At 72.1% G+C, this 25,060-nt stretch carries 2 protein-coding genes; both read left to right on the top strand.

Features of this window, described 5'->3' with window-relative positions:
* Positions 1-65: 65 nt before the first annotated feature.
* Positions 66-24,485 (top strand): toxin glutamine deamidase domain-containing protein, encoded by a 24,420-nt coding sequence (locus tag ACIG5F_RS39735; protein ID WP_396525249.1) that lies wholly within the window; start codon positions 66-68, stop codon positions 24,483-24,485.
* Entirely contained in the window at positions 24,475-24,978 is a 504-nt protein-coding gene (locus ACIG5F_RS39730; protein ID WP_396525248.1) for a type VII secretion system-associated protein, read from the top strand. Before ACIG5F_RS39735 ends, ACIG5F_RS39730 begins: the two co-directional genes overlap by 11 nt.
* Positions 24,979-25,060: the final 82 nt, after the last annotated feature.

The following is a 25,060-nucleotide window of genomic DNA, read 5'->3' as shown; positions in this document are numbered from 1 at the left end:
CGGTCCGTCACGAGCGGACCGGGCCCGACCGCCGCTGATCGCCGTGACACCGAGAAGGACAGGCCATGAGTCTGGAGATGCCCTCCGAGCTTGACTGGTTGTTCAAGATCGTCGCTGGTCAGGCCTGGCCCAAGGGCGACGAGGACAAGATGCGGGAGCTCGGTCGCGCCTGGACCGAGTTCGCCACGTCGATCCAGGAGATCTCCGGCGAGTTCGAACCGCTGTTCAGCCTCGTCACGGCCAACCTGAGCGGCCAGCCGGCCGACGCCTTCGCCCAGTTCGTCACCCAGATGCACAAGCAGCTGCCGTCCCTTGTGGACGCCGGCAAGCAGATCACCAAGCTGTCCAACAAGACCGCGCAGCAGCTCGAGTACTCCAAGTACATGATCATCGGCCAGCTGGTCCTGCTGGCCGCCGAGCTGGTGTGGGCGGCGGCCAACGCGTTCTGGACGTTCGGCGCGAGCGAGGCGCTGGTCCCCGGCTTCATCGCCGCCACCAGGATGACGGTGATGATGATCCTGCGCCGGCTGGCGATGGCCATCGCCATGGGCGTGGTCTCCCAGGTCGCCCTGGACGTCGCCATCCAGGCCATCCAGGCGATCAAGGCCAAGCTCAACGGCGACGACTTCTCGTGGAACTGGGGCAACACCCTCAGCGCCGCCGAGATGGGCGCGATCGGCGGCGCCCTCGGCGGCGGTCTGGGCATGGGCCTCAACAAGTTCAAGACCACCGGCTTCGGCGACACGTTCGGCGGCCAGCTGTTCGCCGGCGGCGCCACCGGCCTCGGCATGACCGAGATCAGCAACCTGATGAACGGCGACGACGCCAACCTCGGCTACGGCCTCACCTCCGGCCTGGCCGGCGCCCTCGGCGGCGGCGGTCGGCGGGGTCACGGCGGCGACACCCCGCACATGGGCGAGATCCACGTCGGCGACGTGGACAACGTGCACTTCGACGGCGGCGACTTCAACAAGCCCAACCTCAGCACCGAGTTCCCGCCCCCCGGCGAGCACGGCAACGACTTCACCACCGGCGGCGACAACGCGTTCGCCAACGGCAACGGCAACCACTCCGGCCTGGAAGGCCTGGAGGGCCCGCCGCCCAGCACCGGCGGCTCCAACCCGTCGACCACCGGTGGCAACAGCACCACCCACGTGCCCACGAACGAGGGCAACTCCGGTTCGCAGAACACCCCACCCCCGGTCGAGCACAGCGGCGGTTCCCGCAACACTCCGCCGCCCGTGGAGCACAGCAGCGGTTCCTCCAACGTTCCGCCGCCGGTGGAGCACAGCAGTTCCGGGAGCACTCCGCCGCCGGTGGAGCACAGCAGTGGCTCGTCCAATGTTCCGCCGCCGGTTGCCCATGACAGCACTGCTGCGCCCACGGAGCACAACAGCACGCCTCCGCCCGTCGAGCAGGGCAGCGTTCCGCCGCCCGTGCAGCAGCACAACGAGGCGGTTCCTCCGCCCATGCAACAGAATCAGGGCAGCACCCCGTCGCCGCGTGGCAGTCAGGATGGCTCGTCGTCCTCGACCACGCCGCCTCCTACCCGTGGCGCCACGCCGCCGGTCCAGCACCAGGAGGCTCCGCCGCGTGCGCAGGGCCAGAACCCGCCTGCCACGCACCAGACTCCGCCGCCGGTGACCTCTCACGAAGCACCGCCGGTCACCTCCCACGAGGCTCCGCCCCCGGTGACCTCCCACGAGGCCCCGCCGCCGGTGCAGCAGAACCAGCCGTCGGTGCAGCACAGCACCGAAACCCCTGCGCCCCAACACATCCAGACTCCGCCGCCGGCCGAGCACGTGCAGGCCCCGCCGCCGGTCGAGCAGCACCAGAGCACGCCGCCGCCGGTGCAGCAGCATCAGAGCACGCCGCCGCCGATCGAGCAGCATGAGAGCACGCCGCCGCCGGTGCAGCAGCACGAAAGCACGCCGCCTCCGGTGGCGATGGGCGGCCAGCAGCACGACGCAGTGACAAGCGGCAACCGGGACACCACCGGCGGCGACCGGGGCACCAGCGCGACGCCGCCGCCGAGCCGGGGCACGACCAACACCGCCACGCCGTCGTCGGCCACGCCTCCGCCGCGCAGCTCGGACCGCCCGGTCGGCGGCGACCAAACCCCGGACACCCGGACCGACGCGCCGAAGATCACCACCGAGAGCGGCCTGCCGAAGGACGACACCACCACCCAGCAGCCGGCCGCGCCGCACGAAACGCCCACGCCGCAAGAAACGCCGCTGCCGCACGAGACCCCCGCGCCGCGCGAAACGCCGGTGTCGCACGAGCCCGTCGTCGCGCACGAGACGCCTGCGCCGCGCGAAACCGTTGCCCCGCACGAGAACGAAGCCGTGCCGCCGCCGGTGGTCATGGGTGGCCAGCCGCACGAGACGCCGTCCACCAGCCGGGCCAACGACAACGACCGGGGCTCCACCAACGAACGGACCGCCACGCCGGACACCGGCCCGAAGACCCGGGGCGGGGACCGGACCGACACGACCGGTCCGAAGAACCGCACGGAGGCGCCGAACCGCAGGGCCCGGACCGAGGACGACGCCACGCCGCGCCCGAAGACCGAGCACGACGGCGCGCTCCCGCCCAAGGACCACGAGGCCACGCGGAAGGAGCCGGCGGGCGGGGGGAACCACTCCACCTCCGCCCCGCAGCCGAAGTTCGCGGACCTGCCGGCGCACGCCAACAATCAATCCACTGTGGACCGTCAGCGCGGCTTCGACGAGAAGCACGACGGCACGGCGCACGACACCAGGAACCTCCAGGAGCTGCGGGAGCCGATCGAGCGGGCCCCGGGCACGGAACCGAAGGTGGTGCGGCCGCGCGAGCGGGTGGCGGCGGACTTCGTGGAGTCGGTGGAGAAGCTGGGCCTGAAGCCCTACCTGTCCGGCGGCGCGGCGCTGGGCTTCCACGGCGGCCTGCGGCCGGTGGGCGACCTGGACTTCCGGGTCGCCGGCAAGGACAGCGGCATCCACAACTTCGACGACGGCGGCAAGGGCGCCGCGGTGCTGAAGTCGATCAACGAGACCTCGGTGCCGAGCAAGGTCAACGAGTACCACGTGGACCGCAAGAACAACACGGTCGACAACGGCGGCAAGATCGAGCAGCTGCACCCGGTCGGCTCGCCGCTGACCATCGGCACGGACAACTGGATGGGGCACGAGGTGTCGCTGTCCGCGGTGCCGGGCGACCGCCCGCGCACCGAGTCCATGTCGATGGGCCCGGGCGGCCGTGGCAAGCACATCGACTTGCTGTCGCTGGAGGACCTGCGCGCGGACAAGGCGAAGACCATCCTCACCCGCACCAAGCACGGCGAGGACAGCGTCAAGAAGGTCGCCCAGGACATGATCGACTTCCTGGACGCGTCGCACCTGATCGACGTCAAGCCCGGCCACGACGGCGGCGACATCGCCCACCACGTGGACCAGGCGCTGGGCGACCGGGTCAACGAGTACAAGGGCGCCAACCTCGACGGCAGCAACCTGCACCACCTCAGCGACCAGCGGGTGCTGGACCTGATGAAGGCGCGCCTGGTCGAGACGGCCAAGGCGCACGTGCGCAACGGCGACCGGCACGACGCGTTCCACGACATCGTCCGCAAGCGCGAACAGGGCATCCAGAAGGAGATCGACGACGCCCACCGCCAGCTGGAGGAGGGCGACTACCACGGCCGGCCCCTCCCCGACCTGGAGCGCGAGCTCGCCGACATCCAGGACCGGCGGGCCAAGCTGGAGGAGCAGCTCGAGAAGCTGAGCCGGCTGGAGACCGATCCCGAGGCCACCGCGGCGATCCGGCCGTGGATGGACAAGTGGAACGACCCGCAGTCCTACGGCCCGCCGCCGGAGTCCCGCAACGCGCACGGCCCGGCCGGCACGCAGGGCCCGCGCGACCTGGAGCCGCACGAGCCGCCGCGGCCGCAGACGCCGGTGCACGACCTGCTCGACCTGCACGCGCCGGACGTGTCGCAGAAGCTGCGCGACGCCATGGGCAAGGCCCCGTCCGAGCACGCCGAGAAGATCGCCAAGGTGCTGGCCTTCTCCAAGGGCTTCCGGGAACTGCCCGACCACAAGAACGAGGCCCAGACGCTGTCCGCGTTCGACCTCACCAAGGCCCAGTTCGACAAGGGGTTCAAGGATCTGCAGAAGGCCGGCCTGGTCGAGCCGTCGGCCGCCGGCCTGCACCTCACGCCGGACGGCTTCAGCAAGCTGGTGCCGGTCGACGGCCCGAACCGCGTGCCCGACCTGACCCACATTCGCCCGAACGACGTTGTGCCGCCGGCGAACGGCGGCGGCACGCACCACTCGACCGGCGCGCCGACCCCGCACACCGGCGACCGGTCGCCGGAGCCGGTCGACCACACGCCCGAGCCGAACAACGGCCCGGTCAAGCGGGTCTCCGCCGACGAGAGCTGGCGGCACAGCGAGGCCGAGACCGCGGACTGGATGGCGCCGAAGGACCCGGTGCACGCCGACCAGTGGTCGAACCTGCGGGGCACGCCGGCCTACGAGAACGCCAAGTCCACTGTGGACGTGGAGCGGCCGGCCGTGCTGACCGACTCCCGGATCGAGATGACCGACCAGGGCCCGAAGGTCACGCTGAACGCCGAGCGCCCGTCGACGACCTACGACGTGCGGCGGATGGAGGTGCAGCCGAACAAGTGGGTCAAGGAGTTCACCGTCAAGGTGCACCTCGACGTTCCGCCGGGGACGCCCAAGCACGTGGTCGACAACATCGAGAAGGGCATGCAGCGCGGCGTCGACCGCTTCTACAACCAGGGAAACCGGCTGCCCAGCGGCGACCAGCTGCACGTGCGGGCCGAGTTCGTCGGCAAGGACCAGGGCGAGCACATCACCGTCAACACGCTGCCCGACGGGGCCCGCCCGCACCAGCTGGGCTGGACCGGGCAGGACACCGACCACACGCTGGCCCACGAGCTGGGCCACACCCTGGGCTTCTACGACCACTACCAGAACGACAAGGTGGTCTTCCAGGACAAGGCCCACGGCTCGCAGCACCAGGGCCTGGACCCGAAGACGAACACCCGGCACGACGTCGCCCCGGTCCGCAACCGGGTGGTGTCGGACTCGAACCGGGGTCTGATGACCGAGGGCGTGCACCGGGCCGACGCGGCGATCACCCCGCGCGAACTCTGGCTGCTGGAACGGAATCTGGACCAGTCGGGTGCGATCGTCCGGGACACGCCGTGGTCGCGGCTGCACGACGGGCAGCAGCCCGACACCGGACCGTCGGTGTACGAGCGGGCGGCGGGCGGCGACCACGACGCGGTGGTCAAGCTCGCCGGCGAGGGCAACCGCGATGCCATGACCACGCTGACCGACCAGGCCCGCGGCGGCGACGCGAACGCGCACCGGGCCCTGGTCGACCTGGCCGGCGACGGCGATGTGCACGCGGTGCACGGGCTTGTGCGCGCCGGCGAGCACAATCCGTTGGCAGAGCTGGGAGATCGCCGGCCGATCGACGTGCTGGACGAGCTGGCGCACCGCAACCCCGGCCCGCACGAGGTGGCGCAGTCGCTGATGCACCGGCTCGGCAGCGACGACAACGTGCCGGCGCTGGACGCCTTCGCCCGCCGCGGCAACAGCGGCGCGCGTGACCGGCTGGTCGACCTGGCCGGCAACGGGAACGACGAGGCCGTGCGCGGCTTTGTCGACCGCGGCGACGTGGCGGCGCTCGGCGAGATCGCCGACCGCGGCAACCCGGCCGGCCACGAGGGCATCAAAAACCTGGCTGGGCAAGGAAACGCGCCGGCGGCCGACCATCTGGCCGACCGTGGCGACGTCCGGGACCTGGTCGACGCGAGCCGGCAGGGCTCGCTGCCGGCCTACGACAAGGTCAAGCAGTTCGCCGAACGCGGCGACACCGAGGCCATCGACCACATCGCCGAGCGCAAGGACGTTCCCACGCTGGTCGACCTCGCGGCCAACAGCCAGCAGCGGCACGCCTACGACAGCCTCCGGCAGCTGGCCGACGACCAGCACCAGCCGGCCGTCGACGCCCTCGGGCCGGACAGCCACCGCCCGGTCGACCCGGACGCCGGCCACCACTCCGGCAACGCCCCGACGACGGACTTCCACGTCCCGGGCGCCCTCGAGCCCGAGCTCGTGGCCGGCCGTCCGTCGCAGTGGCACCAGCCGACCGCCGACGGCGTCGGACTCGTGGAGTCCGTGCTGCGCAGTTCGGCCTTCCAACAGGTTCGGCTCGAGCACGCGGCGCCGTTCGTCGGCCGGGACGGAGTCCGGTCCACTGTGGACTCGGTGGTGAACAAGGTTCGGCAGAACCCCCGCCGGTTCGAGTTCCCGGAGTTGACGTCGCAGGGCATCTCGCGGTGGGCGGCCGAGCACGTCGACCAGCGCAGCCTGGAGAAGTTCGCGCCGGACCTGGAGCCGCGCCAGCAGGGGCTCGGCAACGAGGACAAGCTGCGGCAGTGGCGGTCGGCGCTGGCCGACGACCTGGCGACGCCGTCGGCCAAGCGGTGGCAGATCGTGCGCGCGGCGGCCGACGGCCCGGACCTGACCCGGGGCGACCGCGAGATCCTCGACCACGTCAGCGAGAACGTCACCGAGCACAACGCCCTGCCGACCTCGGCCGATCTGGTCGCCAAGGGCCTGCGGACCCCGTCGTGGAACGACTCGCACGTCGGCCGGCGCCTGCCGGACACGGTGGCGCACGCGTTGGACGTGCGCCTGACCGTGGACCACAACGGCGAGCAGACCCATCACGGGCGGGCGTTCGCGCCGCAGGTGGACATCCGGTCGCACGAGGGCCAGTACCAGGCGCTCGGCGAGCCGACGCGCCAGGACATGCTCGACGGCATGCGGGCCTGGCTGACCGGCAAGTCCTCCGAGCAGGTCGGCGAGCGGGTCGTCGATCTCGTGCGCGGCGGCCAGGACGAGGGCCTGTTCAACCTCACGCAGCGGATGCAGAAGCTCAAGGTCGCCGCCGCGCACCCGGACGGCCCGCAGGGCCACATGAACGAACTGCTGGAGCGGGCCGCCGATCTGGACCGGCGGATCAAGGAGACGCGGTCCAAGGACGCCTGGAAGTTCGACGTGTTCCGGGGCAAGGACGAGCGCGAGGCCGCGGCCGGCCGCCGGCAGCAGGTCGAGCAGCTCGAGGAGCTGCGCCGGGACACCAACCGGCAGATCGAGGTGCTGCGCAACGCCGGGCCCGAGCTCGGCCTGATGCACACCGTCGACAAGTACGTGGCCGGCCCGGACGCCGCGAACCTCAAGCAGCTCGGGCCCAACCTGCTCCACCAGCTCGGCGACCACCTGTCCCAGCAGATCGAGGCGGCCGAGAAGGCCGGCTTCGACTCGACCGAGCTGCGCCGGCTGAACGAGCGGGTGCAGAACGAGCCGGCCGCGCGCCGGGTCATCGCCCAGGTCACGCTGCGCGGCCGGGACGGCCTTCAGTCCACTTTGGACGACGCGACCGAGGCGCTGGACAACTACCGCGCCGGCAAGTCGACCCACACCGGCATCGGCGGCTTCTTCAACCGCCTGTTCGGCGGCGAGGCCGACCACACCGACTTCGACGCGAAGATCCGCGAGGCGCAGTCGCTTGTGGACAGTGCCCGCCACGACCTGTCGCTGGTCGACCACCCGGACTACCGCAGCCGCTTCGAGCAGGCCGCGCAGATGCGCGAGAAGATGGACCGGCTGCAGCGAATCCAGCAGCAGGTGCAGGAGTCCACGGACCGCCGGCACGCGCTGGAGGCCCAGATCCAGGAGATCAAGGACCGCCAGGCCGAGACGGACCAGCCGGTCGCCGGGCCTTCCCGGCACGCCGACGACGATCTCCACGCGCCGCACGACACCGAATCCGACACCTCGTCGCGGCACGATGACGCGGCGTCCGATCTCCACCAGCCGCAGATCTCGCCGCGGCAGGCCCACGCGGCGTTCCGGGCCTCGCTGTTCGGCAAGTCGCCCGAGGAGCTGCGGGCGCTGGCCGACGAGCACGCCCACGACCCGGATCGGGCGGCCGAGATCCAGGAGATGTCGCGCTACCACGAGATCGCCCAGAAGCCGGGCGGCCTCGGGCAGCATCTCGAGGACCTGCGGCGGGAGATCGGTGACACCAACCGCCAGGCCCGCGACCTCAGGCAGGTCCGGGACGTGCTGCCGGACGCGTGGAAGTCGGATCTGCGGCTGCGCGACCAGCGGGAACGGGAGACCGAGCAGCAACAGTTGCGGCGGCACGAGGACGCGCTCACCAGCGAGCTGCGCCGGCTGGAGTACGACAAGCTGGACGCGCTGACGACGTACGCCCTGCACCTGCCGGCCGATCCGAGGCATCCCGGCTGGGAAAGCATCCCGCCCCGCGACGCCGCCGACATCGAGGACCACGTCTCCGATCTGATCCACGACGCCCGCGTGGGCGGTTACCCGACCGAGCACCTGGACCGGCTGTACGGCCAGTTGCGGGACATGCGGGTCGAGGACGAGGCCCCCGAGTACCTGGCGCACAACACCGTCCCGGAGCCCGCGCCCTCCGAGCACGGATCGACGCTGTCTCACCACGAATCGACGCCGTCGGAACACGAGTCGACGCCTTCTGAGCACGAATCAACGCCTTCTGAGCATGAGCCGGAGCGTCCGTTCATGCGCAAGGGTCCGGCGACAACGGCGCCGGACATGGACATGGTTGTGCCCGGTGGTTTCGGTCCGGCGCACGAGGGCACGCCGTTGCGGTCGTTCGAGGCGTCGCTGTACGGGCTGGATCGCCAGTCCCTCAACGACATGCGCCAGACCTACGCCGGCGACCCCCAGCGCTCGGCCGCGGTGCGGCGGATGCTCGACCTGGACCGGAACGCCGGGCAGCCCGACATCCTGGACCGCCGGCTGCGGATCGCCCAGGAGCGGCTGGCCGAGGCGAACGCCAACCGTGACCGCTGGGCCGACTCGAGCGTGTTTGCCAACTTCTTCAAGACCGATGAGGCGCGGGAGCAGGACGCCGTCCGCCAGGAGCGGCTCGACCAGCAGGTCGAGTTCTATGAGAACCGGGTCGCCCAGCTCACCGGCGATCGCGACGCGGCGCTCACCGTGAACGCGCTGCGGCTGCCCGACGACCCGACCGCCTACGGCTGGCGGCATTACGGCGACGCCGATCTGGACGCCGTGCGCAGCCACGTCGAGCAGCAGATAGAGCACGCGGGGGAGGGCGGCCACCCGACCGAACACCTGCGGAGCTTCCTCGACTTCACCGACCAGCTCAAGCAGATCCGGGCCGCGCAGGACCAGGCGCTGCACGGCGACCCCACCGGCTACGCGGCCGTCAGGCACCTGGCCGGCCAGGGTGATCAGGGTGCGCTGCACCAGGTTCGGGACGCCGGCGACGTGAACACGTTGCGCGACTTGGCCGATCGGGGCGTCGTCGGCGCGGGCACCGCGCTGCGCGACCTGGCCGGCAACGGCAACCGGGATGCCGTGCACCACCTGGCCGACCTGGGTGATGTGGACGGCCTGTCGCATCTTTCCCGTGACGGCAACGCATTGGCTGCCGAGCACCTGACCCGCATGGCGCGCGACGGCGACCAGGAAGCGGCCCGCGCGCTGGCCGACGCCGGCCACGGGCCGGCGGTCGAGGGGCACCAATCGACCAGCGCCCCGTCGGCCGACACCTTCCGTGTCCCGGGCGGGTTCGACGCGGGCGAGCATCACGTCGAGACTCCGCCCGAGCGCCAGCAGCCGGAGAACCGCCAGAAGCAGCCGCATCAGTCCACTTTGGACGGCAATGGGCTGGTGGAGTCGATCCTGCGCAGCTCGGCGATGCAGCACGCGCCGGTCGAGCACGCGTCGCCGTTCGGCGGCCGGGAGGCCGTGGACGCCGCGACCGACGCCGTGGCCACCAAGGTCGCGCAGAATCCGCACCAGTTCGACTATGCGGAGCTCAGCCCGCAGGGCCTGTCGCACTGGGCCGCCGAGCACATCGACCGGCCGACGCTGGAGAAGTTCGCGCCGGACCTGGAACCTCCGCACCAGCCCGGTCTCGGCGAGGAAGCCCGGACCCAGCAGTGGCGCGCGGCGCTGGCCAACGACCTGGCCACCCCGTCGGCCCGGCGCTGGAAGATCGTGCGGGCCGCGCTGGACGGCCCGGACCTGACCCCGGGCGACCGCGAGATCGTCGACCACGTCACCGAGTCCGTGGTCGAGCACAACACCATGCCGACCTCGGCCGACCTGGTCGGCCACGGCCTGCGGACGCCGTCCTGGCATGACTCCGTCGTGGGCCGGCGGCTGCCCGAGACCGTGGCCGACGCGCTCGGCGTGCACGTCGTCGTCGACCGCGGCGGCGAGCAGGCGCACCATGGCCCGGCCGACGGGCCGCAGGTGGAGATCCACGCCCAGGACGGCCGCTACTCCGCGCTCGGCGAGCAGTCCCACCAGGAGATGCTCGACGGCCTGGAGGCCTGGCTGGGCGGCCGGTCCGCCGACGAGGTGAGCCACATCGTCGACGATGTCGCCGACGGCCACGACCGCTCCGTCACCGATCTCGCGCAGCGGACCCAACTGCTCAAGCGGGCGACCGAGCACGAGGGCGGCCCGCAGGGGTTCGCCGATCACCTGATGCGCCGCGCCGCGGACCTCGACAACCGGATCAGGACCGCGCAGCGCGCGGGCATCTGGAAGCCGAAGGTCATCCGGACGCAGGCCGAGCGCGCGGCCGAGGCCACCCGCCAGTTGGAGATCAAGAAGCTCCAGGGCCGGCTCGACACCGTCAACCGGCAGCTCACGCAGCTGCGGGACAACGGGCAGAAGCTCGGCCTGATGCACGCCGTCGACCAGTACGTGGCCGGCGAGCACGCCGACCGGCTGGAGAAGGTCGGCCCGAACGCCCTCCGCCAGCTCGACGAGCACTTGGCCGGGCAGGTGGAGGCGGCCGAGCGGGCCGGGTTCGACTCCTCGCGGCTGCGCGAACTGCACGAGCGGGTGCAGAACGAGCCGGTGGCGCGCACCACGATCACCCAGGCCTCCCTGCGGGGCGTCGACGGGCTGCGCACGACGCTGGCCGAGGCGACCGAGGCACTGGAGAACTTCCAGGCCGGCAAGGCGGCGAACACCGGCTTCACCGGCCTGTTCAACCGCTACTTCGGCGACGGCCCGGTCGACCACGCCAAGCTCGACGAGCAGATCCGCCAGGCCCAGGACCTGGTGGACCGGACGAAGCTCGGGCTGGAGCTGTCCGAGCGGCCGGAGTACGCCAACCGCTTCGCCCAGGCCGCGGACCTGCACCAGAAGCTGCGGCGGATGCAGCAGCTGACCGACGACGTGCAGGCGGCGTCCGACCGCAACCGTGAGCGGGACGCCCAGATCCGGGAGTTCCAGGAACGCCAGGAGGCGGCGGAAAGGGCTGAGCAGCAGAGGATCGAGCAGGAACGGGCCCAGCAGGAAGAGGCCCAGCAGCAGGAGCCGGAGCCGGAGGGGGTTCGGCTCTCCGACCGCCAGGCGCACGCGGCGTTCAAGGCCTCGCTGTTCGGCAAGTCCCCTGAGCAGTTGCGGGCGCTGGCCGACGAACACGCCGACAACCCGGACCGGTCCTACGAGATCGACCAGATGACCCGGTACCACGGCATCACGCAGAAGGCCGGCGGTCTTGAGCAGCACGTGCGCGACCTCGAGCGGGAGATCGGCGAGACGAAGCGCCAGATCGGCGACCTGAGGCGGCTCGAAGACCGGTTGCCGGACGCCTGGAAGACCGACCTGATGCGTCGCAACGAGGCGCGGCGGGACGCCGAGCGGGCGCAGCTGCGGGAGCACGAGGCCGACCTGAACATCGAGCTGCACCGGTTGCGGTTCGACCGGAGGGACGCCCTCACTGCGTACGCGCTGCACCTGCCGGAGGACCCGCGGGCCCACGGCTGGGACAAGCTCACCCCCGATGACGTCGCGCGCATCGAGGACCACGTCACCGACCTGATCCGGGACGCCCGCATCGGCGGCTACCCGACCGAGCACCTGGACCGGCTTTACGGCCAGGTGCGGGAGATCAGGGTCGGCGACGAGGCCGCCTTCGCGCCCCAACACGACCTCGAGTCGCAGCCCAACCCCGAGCCGTTGCCCGCGCCCAGTGAGCACGAGCCGACGCCGTCGGAACATGAGTCGACGGCTTCCGACCACGAGTCGACGGCTTCCGAGCACGTGCCGGAGCCCCGGCCCGAGCCGGAGCGTCCGTTCATGCGCAAGGGCCCGGCGACAACGGCGCCGGACATGGACATGGTTGTGCCCGGTGGTTTCGGTCCGGCGCACGAGGGCACGCCGTTGCGGTCGTTCGAGGCGTCGCTGTACGGGCTGGATCGCCAGTCCCTCAACGACATGCGCCAGACCTATGCCCGCGACCCCGAGCGCTCCGACGCCGTGCGCAAGATGCTCGACCTGGACCGGGACGCCGCCCGGCCGGACATCTACGACGGCAAGGTGCGCGCCGCCCAGGAGCGGCTGGCCAAGGCCGTGGCCGACCGCAATCGTTGGGAGGCCTCCGACTTCCTGCCCAACGTGCTCAAGCCCGAGGTGATGCGCGACGAGCAGGCCGCCCGCCGCGCCCGCGACGACCGGAACGTGCAATACCACCAGGACCGCGTCACCGAGCTCCAGAACAACCGCGACGCGGCGATCACCGTGCAGGCCCTGCGGCAGTCGGACGACCCGACCGCGCGGGCCTGGCGGCACTACAGCGACGCCGACCTGGACACCGTCCACGAGCAGGTGCTCCAGCGCATCGCCGACGCCGAGGCGGGCCGGCACCCCACCGAGCACCTCCGCGACCTCGCCGACTTCACCGACCAGCTGCGGGACATGCGGGCCGAACACGACCGGGCCCAGGAGGCCGCCCACCGCCCGGCCCCGGCCCCCGCGCCGCTGGAGGCCACCCACCGCCCGGCCCCGGCGCCGGCCCTCGCGCCGCACGAGCCCTACGGCTCGCCGGACGAGCTGGTCGCCGACCTACGTGCGGACTCCGCGAATCACGGCCCCGCCCCCGAGCACGCGCCGCTGCTCGGGCCGGACCTGTTCGGGCTGTACCGGGCGCCGGAGCCGCCGCCGTTCATGGCCGGCCACAACCACCGCGACCTGACCGCCGGCCAGACCATGCAGTTGGTGGAGACCCTGGACCTGGCCAAGGGCTACCGCCTGGAGCACGAGGACCTCGACCCGCACGGCGAGTTGTTGTGGGACAACGCCGACTGGACGATCCCGCACGACCGGTCCGACGACCAGACGCACGCCTGGGCGCCGGGCGAGGACCTGCCGCCGCTGGACCGGCACACCGACACCCCGCTGCTGGTGCACTCCATCTGGCTGGGCGGCCCGCTGCGCGACGCCGGCACGCAGGCTTCGTTCCGCAAGAACTTCGGCGACTTCGGCGACCGGATGAACGAGTCCTCGGTGCCGGTGCTGTGGACCGACGTGCCGCGGGAGCAGTTCAACGAGGCGCTGACCACGCACCCGCCGACCGACGGCTCGCCCGATCCGCTGCGCGACGTGCGCGACATGGCCGACTGGGCCAAGCAGCACAACATCCGCGTGCTCAACGTGCACGAGGTGTTCAACAGCGAGCACCCGATGCAGTTGCAGGAGCAGTACAACTCCGAGGCCCACAAGGGCGTCGGCCCCGGCTACGCGGCGGCCAGCGACATCCTGCGGATGGAGATCATGCACCGCTTCGGCGGCATGTACTCCGACGGCGACAACGTCATCCACAACGTCAACGACCTGATCCTGACCGCGCAGTCGGACAAGGGCTTCGCGGTGCACCGCACCAGCTACGGCACCGGCAACTCGGCGTTCGTGATGTCCAAGGGGCACCCGTTCGCCCAGGCCTACCTGGATCAGCTGCGGGAGAACTACGGCAAGAGCCAGCAGGAGATCCTGCCGCGCGGCATCAACTCGTTGGGACAGCCGTTCTTCGACACGCCGCAGGGCAAGGTGCACCGCAACTCGGTGATGGTGCGCACCGGTCCCGAGGCGCTCAACCAGGTGGCCAGGCGGATCGGCTACCGGGGGCACCGCGAGCTGCCGGGCATCGACAACGTCCGGATGAACAGCGACGGCAGCTGGCTCAAGCCGCCGCCGGAGGGCGCGTCCGCGCCGCCGCCGCACGACCGGGCGTCCACTTTGGACCTGACCAAGAATGTGGTGCAGACCTTGGTGCGCGGTCTGGGCAACCGGGACGGCGACCTGCACCTGACCGCGGTGGAACCGGCCGTGCGCAAGCACCCCGACCCGGATCTGGTCTGGCACGCGGCGATCTCCTACCTGACCTCGCATCCCGAGCTGTCACAGCAGATCCACTCGGTCACCGACCGCCGCACCGTCAACGGCGTGCACCACGACGTGGCGCTGCCGGACTCGGTGCGCTCGATGCTGGACATCTCGTCGACGGGGGAGCGGCTCAACCTCGGCGAGACCACGCGACCGGCGACGGTGCACGAGTCCGCCGAACACGATCCCGCCCCCGCCCCGCGTGGCGACGGCCCCGTCGAGCATCCGCCGGCGGCCAAGGATCCGTCGTTGGCCTCGCCGAAGGACTGGGAGCACCTGCGGGAGAACGCGCCGGCCGGGCAGGCGCGGTCGGAGCGGTTCGACCCCAGCGACCAGCACGAGGTCAAGCCGGTCGCCGGCTTGCTGGACGGCTGGAAGACCCAGATCGGCTACGAGTCGCGGCGGATGGAGGTCGCCCCGAACAAGTGGGTGCGCGAGTTCACCGTGCGGATGGACACCAAGGCCGGCGCCGGTGTCGGCGAGCACGAGGTCAAGGCGGTCCAGGACCGGGTCACGCGGGCGATCGACGACCACATCAACGGCCGCTACACGTTGCCCAACGGCGACCAGCTGCACGTGCGCCCGGAATTCGGCGTCAAGGACCCGACGACCGGCCAGACGGTGCACGACGGCCCGGTGCACAGCGATGTGACCGTCCACAATGGACGTGACACCGATCAGGCCAACTGGTCGGCCAAGGCCTCCGGGTCGGTGCTGACCCACGAGGTGCTGCACAACCTGGGCCTCAAGGACGAGTACCAGCACGACAAGGCGATCTTCCGGCGCGACATCGACGACGACAGCGTGCGCGGGGTGATGGGCCTGGACTCGCGGTCCAAGGCCCCGGAGCTGACGCCTGAGCACCTGAAGCTGATCGAGGACGTCGCGCAGTCCAGCGTGGTCCAGCACGACCTGCCGCTCGGTGGCTCCGGCCGGCCGGAGCGGGAGCCCGATGGGCCGAGCCGGCCGAAGGACGACGCGCCCGCGCACCGCCCGGCCGAGGCGCCGCTCGGACTCTTCCGCAAGCGCCGCAACAGCGACGCCCCGCCGCTCGCCGGTTCCAGCCGGATCCAGGCCGGGCCGTCGTCGTGGAACCACCTCAACCAGCCGGTGCACGGGGTCACGAACCGGCCCGCCATCACGCACGTCTCCAAGCGCGGCCGGGAGGAGCAGCGGTTCGTCGACGAGAACTTCCCCGGCCTCGGCAACGTCAATCCGTTGCGCGACAAGGACATGCTCGCGACGGACAACTGCACCTCGTGCGTGGTCGCGGTGGACGACATGCTCAACGGCGGCCCCGGCGTCGCGCGCATCCACGAGGCCCCGCACAAGGACGCCTACGAGGCCGACACCTACCTGCTGGCGCAGCACAACTCCGAGTTCAGGCCGGTCGGCAGCTTCGACGACGTGATCGCCCAGATGCAGGCGGTGCCCAACAGCCGCGGCCTGGTCTCCTACACGCGGGCCGGCCGCAATTACAGCCACGTCATCAACGTGGTCAACACCAAGGACGGAGTGGTGTTCCTCGACGGTCAGAAGGGCGAGCTGGCGACCCTGTCCAGGGACGCCGGCAACATCAAGCTCGGTCAGTACGTCGTCAAACCCAAGACGACCCTCGGCAGCCTGTTCGGCCGCAACCGTGCGAACTCGATCAGCCACGCCGGCCCGTCGTCCGGCCCCGGCCTGACCCGGGTCCAGTCGAACCGGCCGGCCGAACCGGCGCCGCCGCGGGCGTCCCAGCAGCACCACGCGCAGGCGCACCACATCACCACCATCGAGGACGACCTGCGACACGGGCAGGCGCAGTTGGACCCGCTCGCCCGGCAGCACAACACCGCCGAGCTGGCGCTGACCGAGGCGAAAAACGAGGCCACCCGCACGGCGACGACCCTGCGCCGGGCCCAGGCGCACCAGCAGCGACTGGAGACCGCGCGCGAGAAGGCCGAGACCCGTTATCAGGAGGCGAAGCGCGCTCGCGAGGACGCGGGCGCTCGGGCGGACCGGCATCCCGGCGACGAGTCGTATCGTCGTCGGGAGCAGGCGGCGAGGTCCGCCCGCAACGCCGCCGGCGAGGAACGCGACAACACCGCCAAGGCGGCCAAGGACTACGAGGCCGAGGTTCGGAAGGCGGTTCGGCGTCACGACCGGGCCCAGGACAAGCTGGAGGATGCGGAGCAACGGTCCATGGACGCGCGGCAGCAGCACGAAGCCGCGCAGGCCCGCGTGCGCCAGCTGGAGGAGACGCTCGGCCAGGCCCGCTCGCACCTCCGCCAGATCGAGTTGGCCGACGCCCAGCGGGCCGTGGAGAAGGCCCAGGAGCGGTACGACAGGGTCAAGGCGACGAACGATCAGGCGCTGGCGGCCAAGGCGCAGTCGCAGCCGCGCCAGGACGCCGACGACCGCACCCTGCAAAGGAATGTGAACGACGCCGTCCGCACGCACGCCGACCTCGTCAGGCAGCAGACGAACCACGAGGAGCACGCCAAGCAGGACCGTGCCAAGTACGACGCCGCGAAGGCCCGGTACAACAAGGCCAAGGTCAAGGCGGAGCAGACCTATCAGGACTACGCCCGCCGCGTCGGCGGCGTGACCCGGGAGATGGTGGCCGAGGACGACCGCGTTCGCGACGCCTTGCGCGGCGAGCGCGACGACGCCCGACAAACGCACGACGCCGTGAAAGCCGAGGGCCTCCTGCTCAAGGAGCAGGTGGCGCGCGCGGAGCGCGAGGTCACCAACCGGCGGCAGCTCCTGGCCGAGCATCGCTCACGGGGCGGCTACAACGACTACCACGTGGAGGGCTCCGGCCGGGAGTTGCAGGAGCGCGCCGATGAGCTCGCCGCCGCCAAGGCCCACCTGAAGAGCCTGGGCAAACCGACCGGCGGCCGCACGCGCCGGCCGAGCACCAGTGGGTTCACTCCGTTGTCGCGCAGCGCCTCGCAGGGCCACCGGACGGTGCGGGCGCCGGAGGGCCCGACGGTGCCGTTGCACGAGCCGTCGGCCAAGGACCCGGCGCTGTTCACGCCGGACCGCTGGGCCGATCGGCGTGGCGACGCGCCGGCGGCCCAGGTCAGGTCCGAGCGGTTCGACCCGAGCACGCGGGGAGCCGGCGGCAACGGCCTGCTGGACGGCTGGCAGACCCGCATCGGCTACGAGTCCCGCCGCATCGAGGTGGAGCCGGACAAGTGGGTCCGCGAGCTGACGGTTCGGCTGGACACCAAGGCCGGCGACGGTGTCGGCGAGCACGAGGTCCAGGCGGTGCGGGACCGGGTCACGCGGACGGCTGACGACCACGTCAACGGCCGGTACCGGCTGCCCGGCGGCGACCAGCTCCACCTGCGTGTCGAATTCGGCGGCGACGGGCCGAAACACGGCGCCGTGACCGTCCACAGTGGAGAGAAAACCGACCAGGCCTCGTGGTCGAAGGACGCCGGGGGAGCGGTGCTGCTGCACGAGGTGCTGCACAACCTGGGCCTGAAGGACGAGTACCAGCACGACAAGGCGATCTTCCGGCGGGACATCGACGACAGCGGCGTGCGCGGGCCGATGGGCCGGGACGTGCTGTCCAAGGCCCCGGAGCTGACGCCCGACCACCTGCGGCTGATCGAGGACGTGGCCAAATCCGGTCCGGTGCAACGCGATCTGCCGCTGAACGCCCCCGGCCGGCCGGCCGAGACCGGCAGCCACCGGGACGTCGCCGATCCGTGGACCACCACCACCGGCCGCCGCGACCAGGCCGAGCACCGGCCCGCGCCGGCCCCGGGCGACGAGGCGGACCAGCGCCGGGCCCTGGAGCTGCACGACCGTCTCGAGCGTGAGCACCAGGCCGAGGAGCAGCGCCAGGCCCAGGAGCTGGCCGCACGCCGCCAGGCCGAACTGGACGAGCGGCGGCAGGCCCAGGAGCAGGCCGAGCACCGGCAGAACCGCTTCCGGCCGGAGCTGGCGACGGTGCCGGAGGACGCTGCGCTGGACCCGAACGCGCGCCGGCCGGTCGATCCGGAGCAGCTGCCCAGCTACCTGCGGGAGAACCGCTCCCTGGGGTTGGGCCGCGGCATCGACACCGAGCACCTGGCCGACGACGTCGTCACCAGCGTGCACGACCAGCTGCCGTTGTCGGCGGAGCAGCGCCGCGACCTGACCGGCGTGGACGCCATCCACCAGGCGGTCACCGAGAACCTCGGTTCCCTGCTGGGTGATGGCCGCAAGTTCGAGGTGAAGGCCAACGGCCGCACCTACGAGGCGACGGTCCGGGCGACCCTCGACTTCACCGGGGCGACCCGCACCTCGGAGGACAAGCGCACCCTCGACCTGTCCGGCTCCACGGCCCGCAGCGCATCGGCCAGCACGACCAAGACCCGCACGCACGACCTGTCCGGCGCGGTGACGGTGGCCGCGGTCGCCGGCCCCGGCGGCACGGTCTCGGGCAAGGTCGTCTCGGCCCGGCCGACGGTGTCGCTGGAGTCCAGCGCGGGCGTCACCAAGTCGCACTCGCTCAGCCACGAGGGCTCCGACCTGGTGGACGCCAAGGTGGACTTCCACGTGTCGCTGACCGACGCCAAGGGCGCGCCCACGCATCCGGCCGGCCAGGTGGCGTTCCGCCGGGACGTCACGCTGGCCCTGCCCACCGACGCGGTCGGCACGCCGCCGGCGCACGCCGACATCACCGCCGTCCGCCCCAACCACCTCAACGTGTTCGGGGCCGAGTCGGTCGGCGGCGTCGGCGAGGCGTTCGACCACGCCGCCGCCGACCTGCACCCCAAGATCACCGAGATCGGCTCGCCCGGCCGCAAGGAGCTGCTGGCCTTCCTGTCCGCCGACAACATCCGCGACAACCTGCCGGCGCTGGCCAAGGACTGGATCTACTCGCCCGACCTGGTCAGCTCGGACGGCAGCCGGATCGGCGGCGTGCGGATGCGGATCGAGCCGACCGACGCGTTGCTGGAGGGCACGGCCAGCGGCTACAAGGTCAGCGCCAACACCGAGGGCTCGGCCACCGCCGGCCGGTCGGCCACCACCAAGTCCGGCTTCGACGTCGGCGGCACCATCGGCGGCGCCACGGCGGCCGACCCGGTCAGCCGGATCAGCGCCGGCGGCGGTCTCACCGTCGGCTACAGCCAGCGCGACAGCCTGGCCAGCTCGCTCGGCGACGCCGCGAAGTGGAAGTCCACGCTGCGCACCGAAGGCGTCACCGGTCTCTACAAGATGGGTTTCCGCCTGCACGTGCAGGCCATCGGCCACGACGTGCACACCGTGCGCGGCGCCACCGCGCACGTCCGGATGTCCGACATCGAGGCGCACCACGCCGGCATGCAGGTGCCCGATGGCGGCCACGGCGAGTTCCAGGCGACCGACCGGCGCCACTACGCGCCCGAGTACCTGGAGTCGGGCAAATCCCTCGGCCTGGGCACGGTTTTCCACCTCAGCGGCGCCGACGAGGTCCGCGAGCACGTGGAGAACACGTTGCGCGGCAACGAACAGCTGCGCGACCTGGTGCCGGAGTTCGGCAGCGACCGGCTGGCCGGCGCGTCCCGCACCGACATCGCCGAGGCGATGGCCAACCGGCGGCTGCTGGACACGCACCTGTCGCACGAGGGGCTCGCGTCCAACCTGAACAGCATGCTGGCCGGCGGCGTCAAGATCCGGCTCAAGCAGCCGGGCCTGGGCTCCAACCGCTACGTCACGGTCACCGTCAAGGCGCATCTGGGCCCGCTGGACCACCTCGGCAAGGCGGCCGACCACCAGGTGCGCGGCGCGGGGTCCACCAAGACCAAGCTGAGCGTGTCCGACACCGCGCAGAAGGGCGGCTCGGTCTCCCTGGACGGCCGGGTCAACACCCCGGTCACCACCCGGGACGCGGTGACCACGCCGACCACGTCGGCCGGCGTCCGCTACGGCTACACGCGCACCTGGAAGACCGACACCGGCCCGGAGGTCGGCGACAAGCTGGGCACCTCCGGCGAGAAGACCGCGCACGCCTTCCGGTCCGACGTGCGCTACGAGGTCACGATCGAGGAGCACAGCCGCAACCGGTCGTGGGTCCGCCGGATCACGCCGGGCCTGCCCGGCAACCACGTGCCCGAGGTCCGCCGCGGCGCGGCGCACCGCATCGACGGCCAGCTCACCGTGCTGGTGCCGGAGAGCGTCACCAGCCACACCCAGCCGCCCGCCCACACCGACCAGCACGTGACCACGCCCGACCCGGCGCCGCGCTCGATCACCCAGCTCCGCCACGACGCCGGCATCCGGTTGCAGCCGGAGTTCCAGCGGGTGGAGGCGATCGTCGGCACGGAGCACATCCACGCCGCCGCGGTGGATGCCCTGCGGGAGGCGGCGGGCGGCGACGAGGCGCTGTCGCTGTCCGGTTCGGTCACCGCCGACGAGCTGCACCACGCGTTCAGCCCCGAGGTGCTGGAGGGCGACCCGCAGGTGATCCGCCGCGGCCTCCAGGTGGACGGCCTCCAGTACAACCGCCGCGTCGCCGACCGCGTCGGGGCCGTCGGCATGACGATGGAGCTGGGCAACCCCCGCATCGTCGCGGTGTCCGACGACATCTCCCTGACCCACAGCCAGACCGGCGGCTACACCGTCACCGGCAGCAAGCAGGTCCAGCACTCGCTGGACCTGAGCGTGGGCGAGACGATCGCGACCCGGCCCAACGAGAGCCCGGCCCACGGCTCGGCCGCCTTCACCCTCGGCGCCACGCTGCGCGGCTGGACCTGGACGTCGAAGACCAGCCACTCCCTCGGCGGCTCGGTCGAGCACGGCGTGACCTCCGGCAGCGGCCGCACGGTGCTGGTGAAGATGGACGCCGTCGCGCACGTGGTGGCGGAGTCGCGGCAGAACAACCTCCTGCACAACACCGAGGTGCGCACCGCCGGCCGCACGGTCGACCTGCCGGACAGCGTGTTCGTGCGGGTGACCGAGCAGCAGGCCCGGGGCATGGGGCTGCTGCCGGCGCACGACCTCGACGGGCCGGCCGCCGTCCAGCCGCCGGCGCTGCCCGCGACCCTGACCGGCCCGCGTCCGTCGGTCGGCTTCGGCCACGTGGAGCCGACCGGCGACCTGGCCGGCCTGATCCCGTCCCTGCGCGGCAATCTGGGCGAGCTCGGCGGCAAGCTCCTGCCGGAGTCGGTGCTCGACGACACCATGGGCAACCTGCGCCGCATCGGCGCGCAGTCCTCCCAGGAGGGCGTTCGGTCCCTTGTGGACAGTGCGCTCAACGGCGGTGTCTCGCTGCTCGCCCCGAAGGCCAACACCTTCACGCACGACACGTACGAGGTCGTGCTGCACGCGAGGCCGACCGGCGCGCCGACCTATCTCGGCGTCACCCACGACGGCAGCACGCTGTCGCACGAGGCGACCGCGGCCGGCAGCGACGCCGTGACCAAGGGCAAGGACGCCAGTTCCGGCCTGTCCGGCCGGTTCACCGGCACCGGGCTGCCCAAGGCCCAGGACAAGGCGGTGTTCGCCTCGATGCCCAACTCGGTCGGCGCGGCCGTCAGCCGCACCAGCGGGCACAAGATCACCGAGACCGACAGCGTCTCCACCACCCAGTCCAGCTCGTCCAGCGGCCCGCAGGCCCGCTACCGGCTGCCGGTCGACTTCCACCTGGAGATCCGGCGCGGCGGGGTGGAGATCGGCCGGTCCGCCGTCGACTCCCACCAGCTGGTGGTGCGCAAGCTGGCCGACGACGTGTCCACCGCCGGCGACCACGCGCCCGGCGCGCCCACCGAGATCCGGCCGGTCGGCGACGCCGACCTCCAGCCGGAGTGGGTCCAGCGGTGGCAGGGCGAGGGCGAGCAGCTGCCCGAGCACGTGCACGTGGACGACTTCACCGGCGACATCGCCGACGTCCGCGCGCAGGCCCACCGGCTGGCCGGCGACCTGCGGCCGGCGCGCGGCCACGCGCTGGACACCTCGCTCACCCCCGAGGTGATCAAGGCCAACCTGCCGGCCATGCTCAAGGGGCCGGTGGAGCTGCCCGGCCTGAAGGACACCGGCCTGACCGCGCACGCCCGGCTCACCAACCCGCGCCTGGTCACGGTCAGCGACTCGGTGGACGTCGGCGGCGCGGCCACCCACTCGGCCAAGATCGACACCGAGGTCTCGACCTCGGTCAGCGGCTCGGTCAACACCACTCTGCTCGGGGGCGGCGGCGGGGTCCGGGACAACCCGGCCACCCCGGAGCACCACCGGGACGTCAACGCCAGCTTCGGCGGCGCCGACGTGAAGCGCTCCGGGCTGGACGCCAACCGGACCTTCGGGGCCGGCGGCGACACCCACCGGGCCCCGTCGGCCAGCACCTCGACCGGCGGCCGGCGGACGAAGGTCCTGGTCTACGACACCGAGATCCGGTTCCAGAAGGACGGCCGCGGCGTCTCGCTGACGTTCAAGGACGGCGCCCGGATCCGGATGGCCGACCACGGCGGGCTGCCCGACACCGTCACGCGGGCCCAGGACCGGGTCAAGACCGCCGAGGAGACCTGGAAGGACGCCGAGAAGGACCTGCTGACGGCCCGGCACGCCATCGACGACGCCTACCTGTCGGCGCGGGACGAGATCGCCGCCCGCCGCGCCGACCTGGCCCGGTCCGACCGGGACGCCGCCGCGCACGTGAACAACTCGACCGTCCTGCGCGGGCAGCTGTACGACGCCCTCGCCGGCGGCGACCACGCCGAGATCCGGCGCGTCCAGGACGCCCTGGAGCAGGCCCACCAACGCGGCGCCGAGCTGGCCCGGCAGCGGCAGGAGATCGAGCACCGCATCGACGAGCTCCAGCAGCCGCAGCGCGACGCGGAGCGGCGGGCCCAACAGGCCCGTCAGACCGCGCGCACGGCCGAGGACGCCTGGTGGGACGCCCGGCGCGACCGTGACCAGGCGATCGCCGACCTCCACGGCGACCAGGCCCGCCCGGCCCCGCCCGAGGACTACGTCGCCGAGCCGAACCCGGGCCGGGACTACGATCCCGACGCCCACGACCTCGCCAAGCCGGTCATCGACGACGAGTCGTGGCGGCACAGCCAGGAGCGCACCGCGCCGTGGTTCGAGCCGGAGCAGCCGTTCCGGCCCGAGCAGTGGGAGCACCTGCGGCGCGACGACCTGGCCCGGACCGTGCACACCGAGATCGCCGACGTGAAGACCAGCAGCACGGTCGGCGCCGACGGCCGGCCCCGGTTCGAGCGCCAGGTCGGCCAGGTCCGCTACGACCTGCGCCGCATCGAGGTGGCGCCCGACCGCTTCGTGCAGGAGCACACCGTCAAGCTGCACGTGTCGGGCGACCCCGAGCAGGTGGCCAAGGCCAAGGCCGACGCCACCCGGGCCGTCGACTCGCTGCTCAACGCCGGCCACCGGCTGCCCTCCGGCGACCAGTTCCACCTGCGCCTGGAGTTCCCCGAGACCGCGGCGGAGGCCCACTCCAGCGTCCACGTGGGCGACCACGCCACCGACCAGACCCACTGGAAGGCCGGCGAGAACCCCGCCGTGCTGGCGCACGAGGTGCTGCACTACCTCGGCCCCGGCGACGAGTACCGCGACTCCGGCCGCGTGTTCCTCGCCCACGACCGCAACTCCGCCGTCCTCCAGGACAACGGCCTGCTGGGCGGTCAGGTCCGCGGGCACGAGGTCGCCCTCAAGCCGCGCAACCTCTGGCAGGTGGAGAGGGTCGCCCGGGACCAGGTCGCCGTGCCCGACACCCGTCTCAGCCAGGATTACGACGGCCTCGACCTGGCCCGGCCCAACCCCCGGGTGGCCGCCGAGCCCGCGCCGCTGAGCCCGCACCTGATGCAGCCGATCCCGGACCTGCCCGCGGCCGGCGTGGTGGACGAGCAGGCGCTGGCCGCCACTCTCGCCGGGCACAGCGCCCACGAGGAGACGACCAGCCTGGTCGTGGACACGGCCCGGGAAGCCGTCGAGTCGACCCGGGCGCTGGAGGGCGAGGAGGCCGCCGGCAAACTCGCGTCCGCGCTGCCGAAGGCCATGCGCCTGCTGGAGATCGCCGGGGTCGTGGGCCAGCTCCTGCGCCAGGCGGGTGATTCGGTGACTGCCGGGCTCACCCTGTCGCACGTGCTGGAGGGCGTGGCCCGGGCCTGGGCCACCGGCGGCAACGCCGCCGCGGCCGCCGCCGTCGCCCAGGACATGAAAAGGTTGGGGCTAGGCTTCGAAGGGGTGCACATCGAGGGGGCTGAGACCGATGTCCGATGACCAGTGGAGGTTGCTGGTCGACCCGGCCTGGCAGTCCGCCGACGGGCAGAAACCGCCGGCCGAGTCCGTGCTCGGCGGTTGGGCCCTGATTGAGGGCGTGGTCGGCCGGTTCGAGCCCAACCCGGACTACGAGCCGCCCACGCCCGACTCCGCCACCGACCCCGTCGACGCCGCCTTACGCCTGATGGCCGCCGGCGCCGTCGACGCCGAGGCGCTGTCCTCGGTGGTGCGGGAGGCCGAGTTCGGGGTCGCCCTCGACGAGCACCAGCAGCCGCTGCTCGCCTCCGACGGCGTGCCGTCGTTCCTGGTCACCACCGCCCCCGCCCACCGCCGCCGGATCCACTGCGAGGCCTGGCAGGTCGTCAACGCCGCCGAGCTCGCCGCCATGCTGGCCGACCACGAGGTCGACGCCCTGCTCAACCCCGGCTCTGCCGCCGCCACCCGCCTCCCGGCCGCCAGCGTCGCCGCCGCGGCCGGCTATCCGACACCGTGAGTGATCCGGTGGTTGCCGATGTCAACCGTCCGGGACTACGAGCGCCTCACCCGGCCGGGTGAACAGCTCGGTGAGGACCTGG

Origin of the sequence: Kutzneria sp. NPDC052558 (assembly GCF_044547355.1) — a bacterium.
In the GTDB taxonomy this organism is placed as follows: domain Bacteria; phylum Actinomycetota; class Actinomycetes; order Mycobacteriales; family Pseudonocardiaceae; genus Kutzneria.
The sequence above is the reverse complement of the archived record's forward strand: the minus strand, read 5'-3'. Positions and strand labels throughout refer to the sequence as shown.

Bases quoted from the DNA above. Each gene is read 5' to 3' on its own strand.
- ACIG5F_RS39735 (WP_396525249.1), top strand. From the start codon at position 66: ATGAGTCTGGAGATGCCCTCCGAGCTTGACTGGTTGTTCAAGATCGTC.
- ACIG5F_RS39730 (WP_396525248.1), top strand. From the start codon at position 24,475: ATGTCCGATGACCAGTGGAGGTTGCTGGTCGACCCGGCCTGGCAGTCC.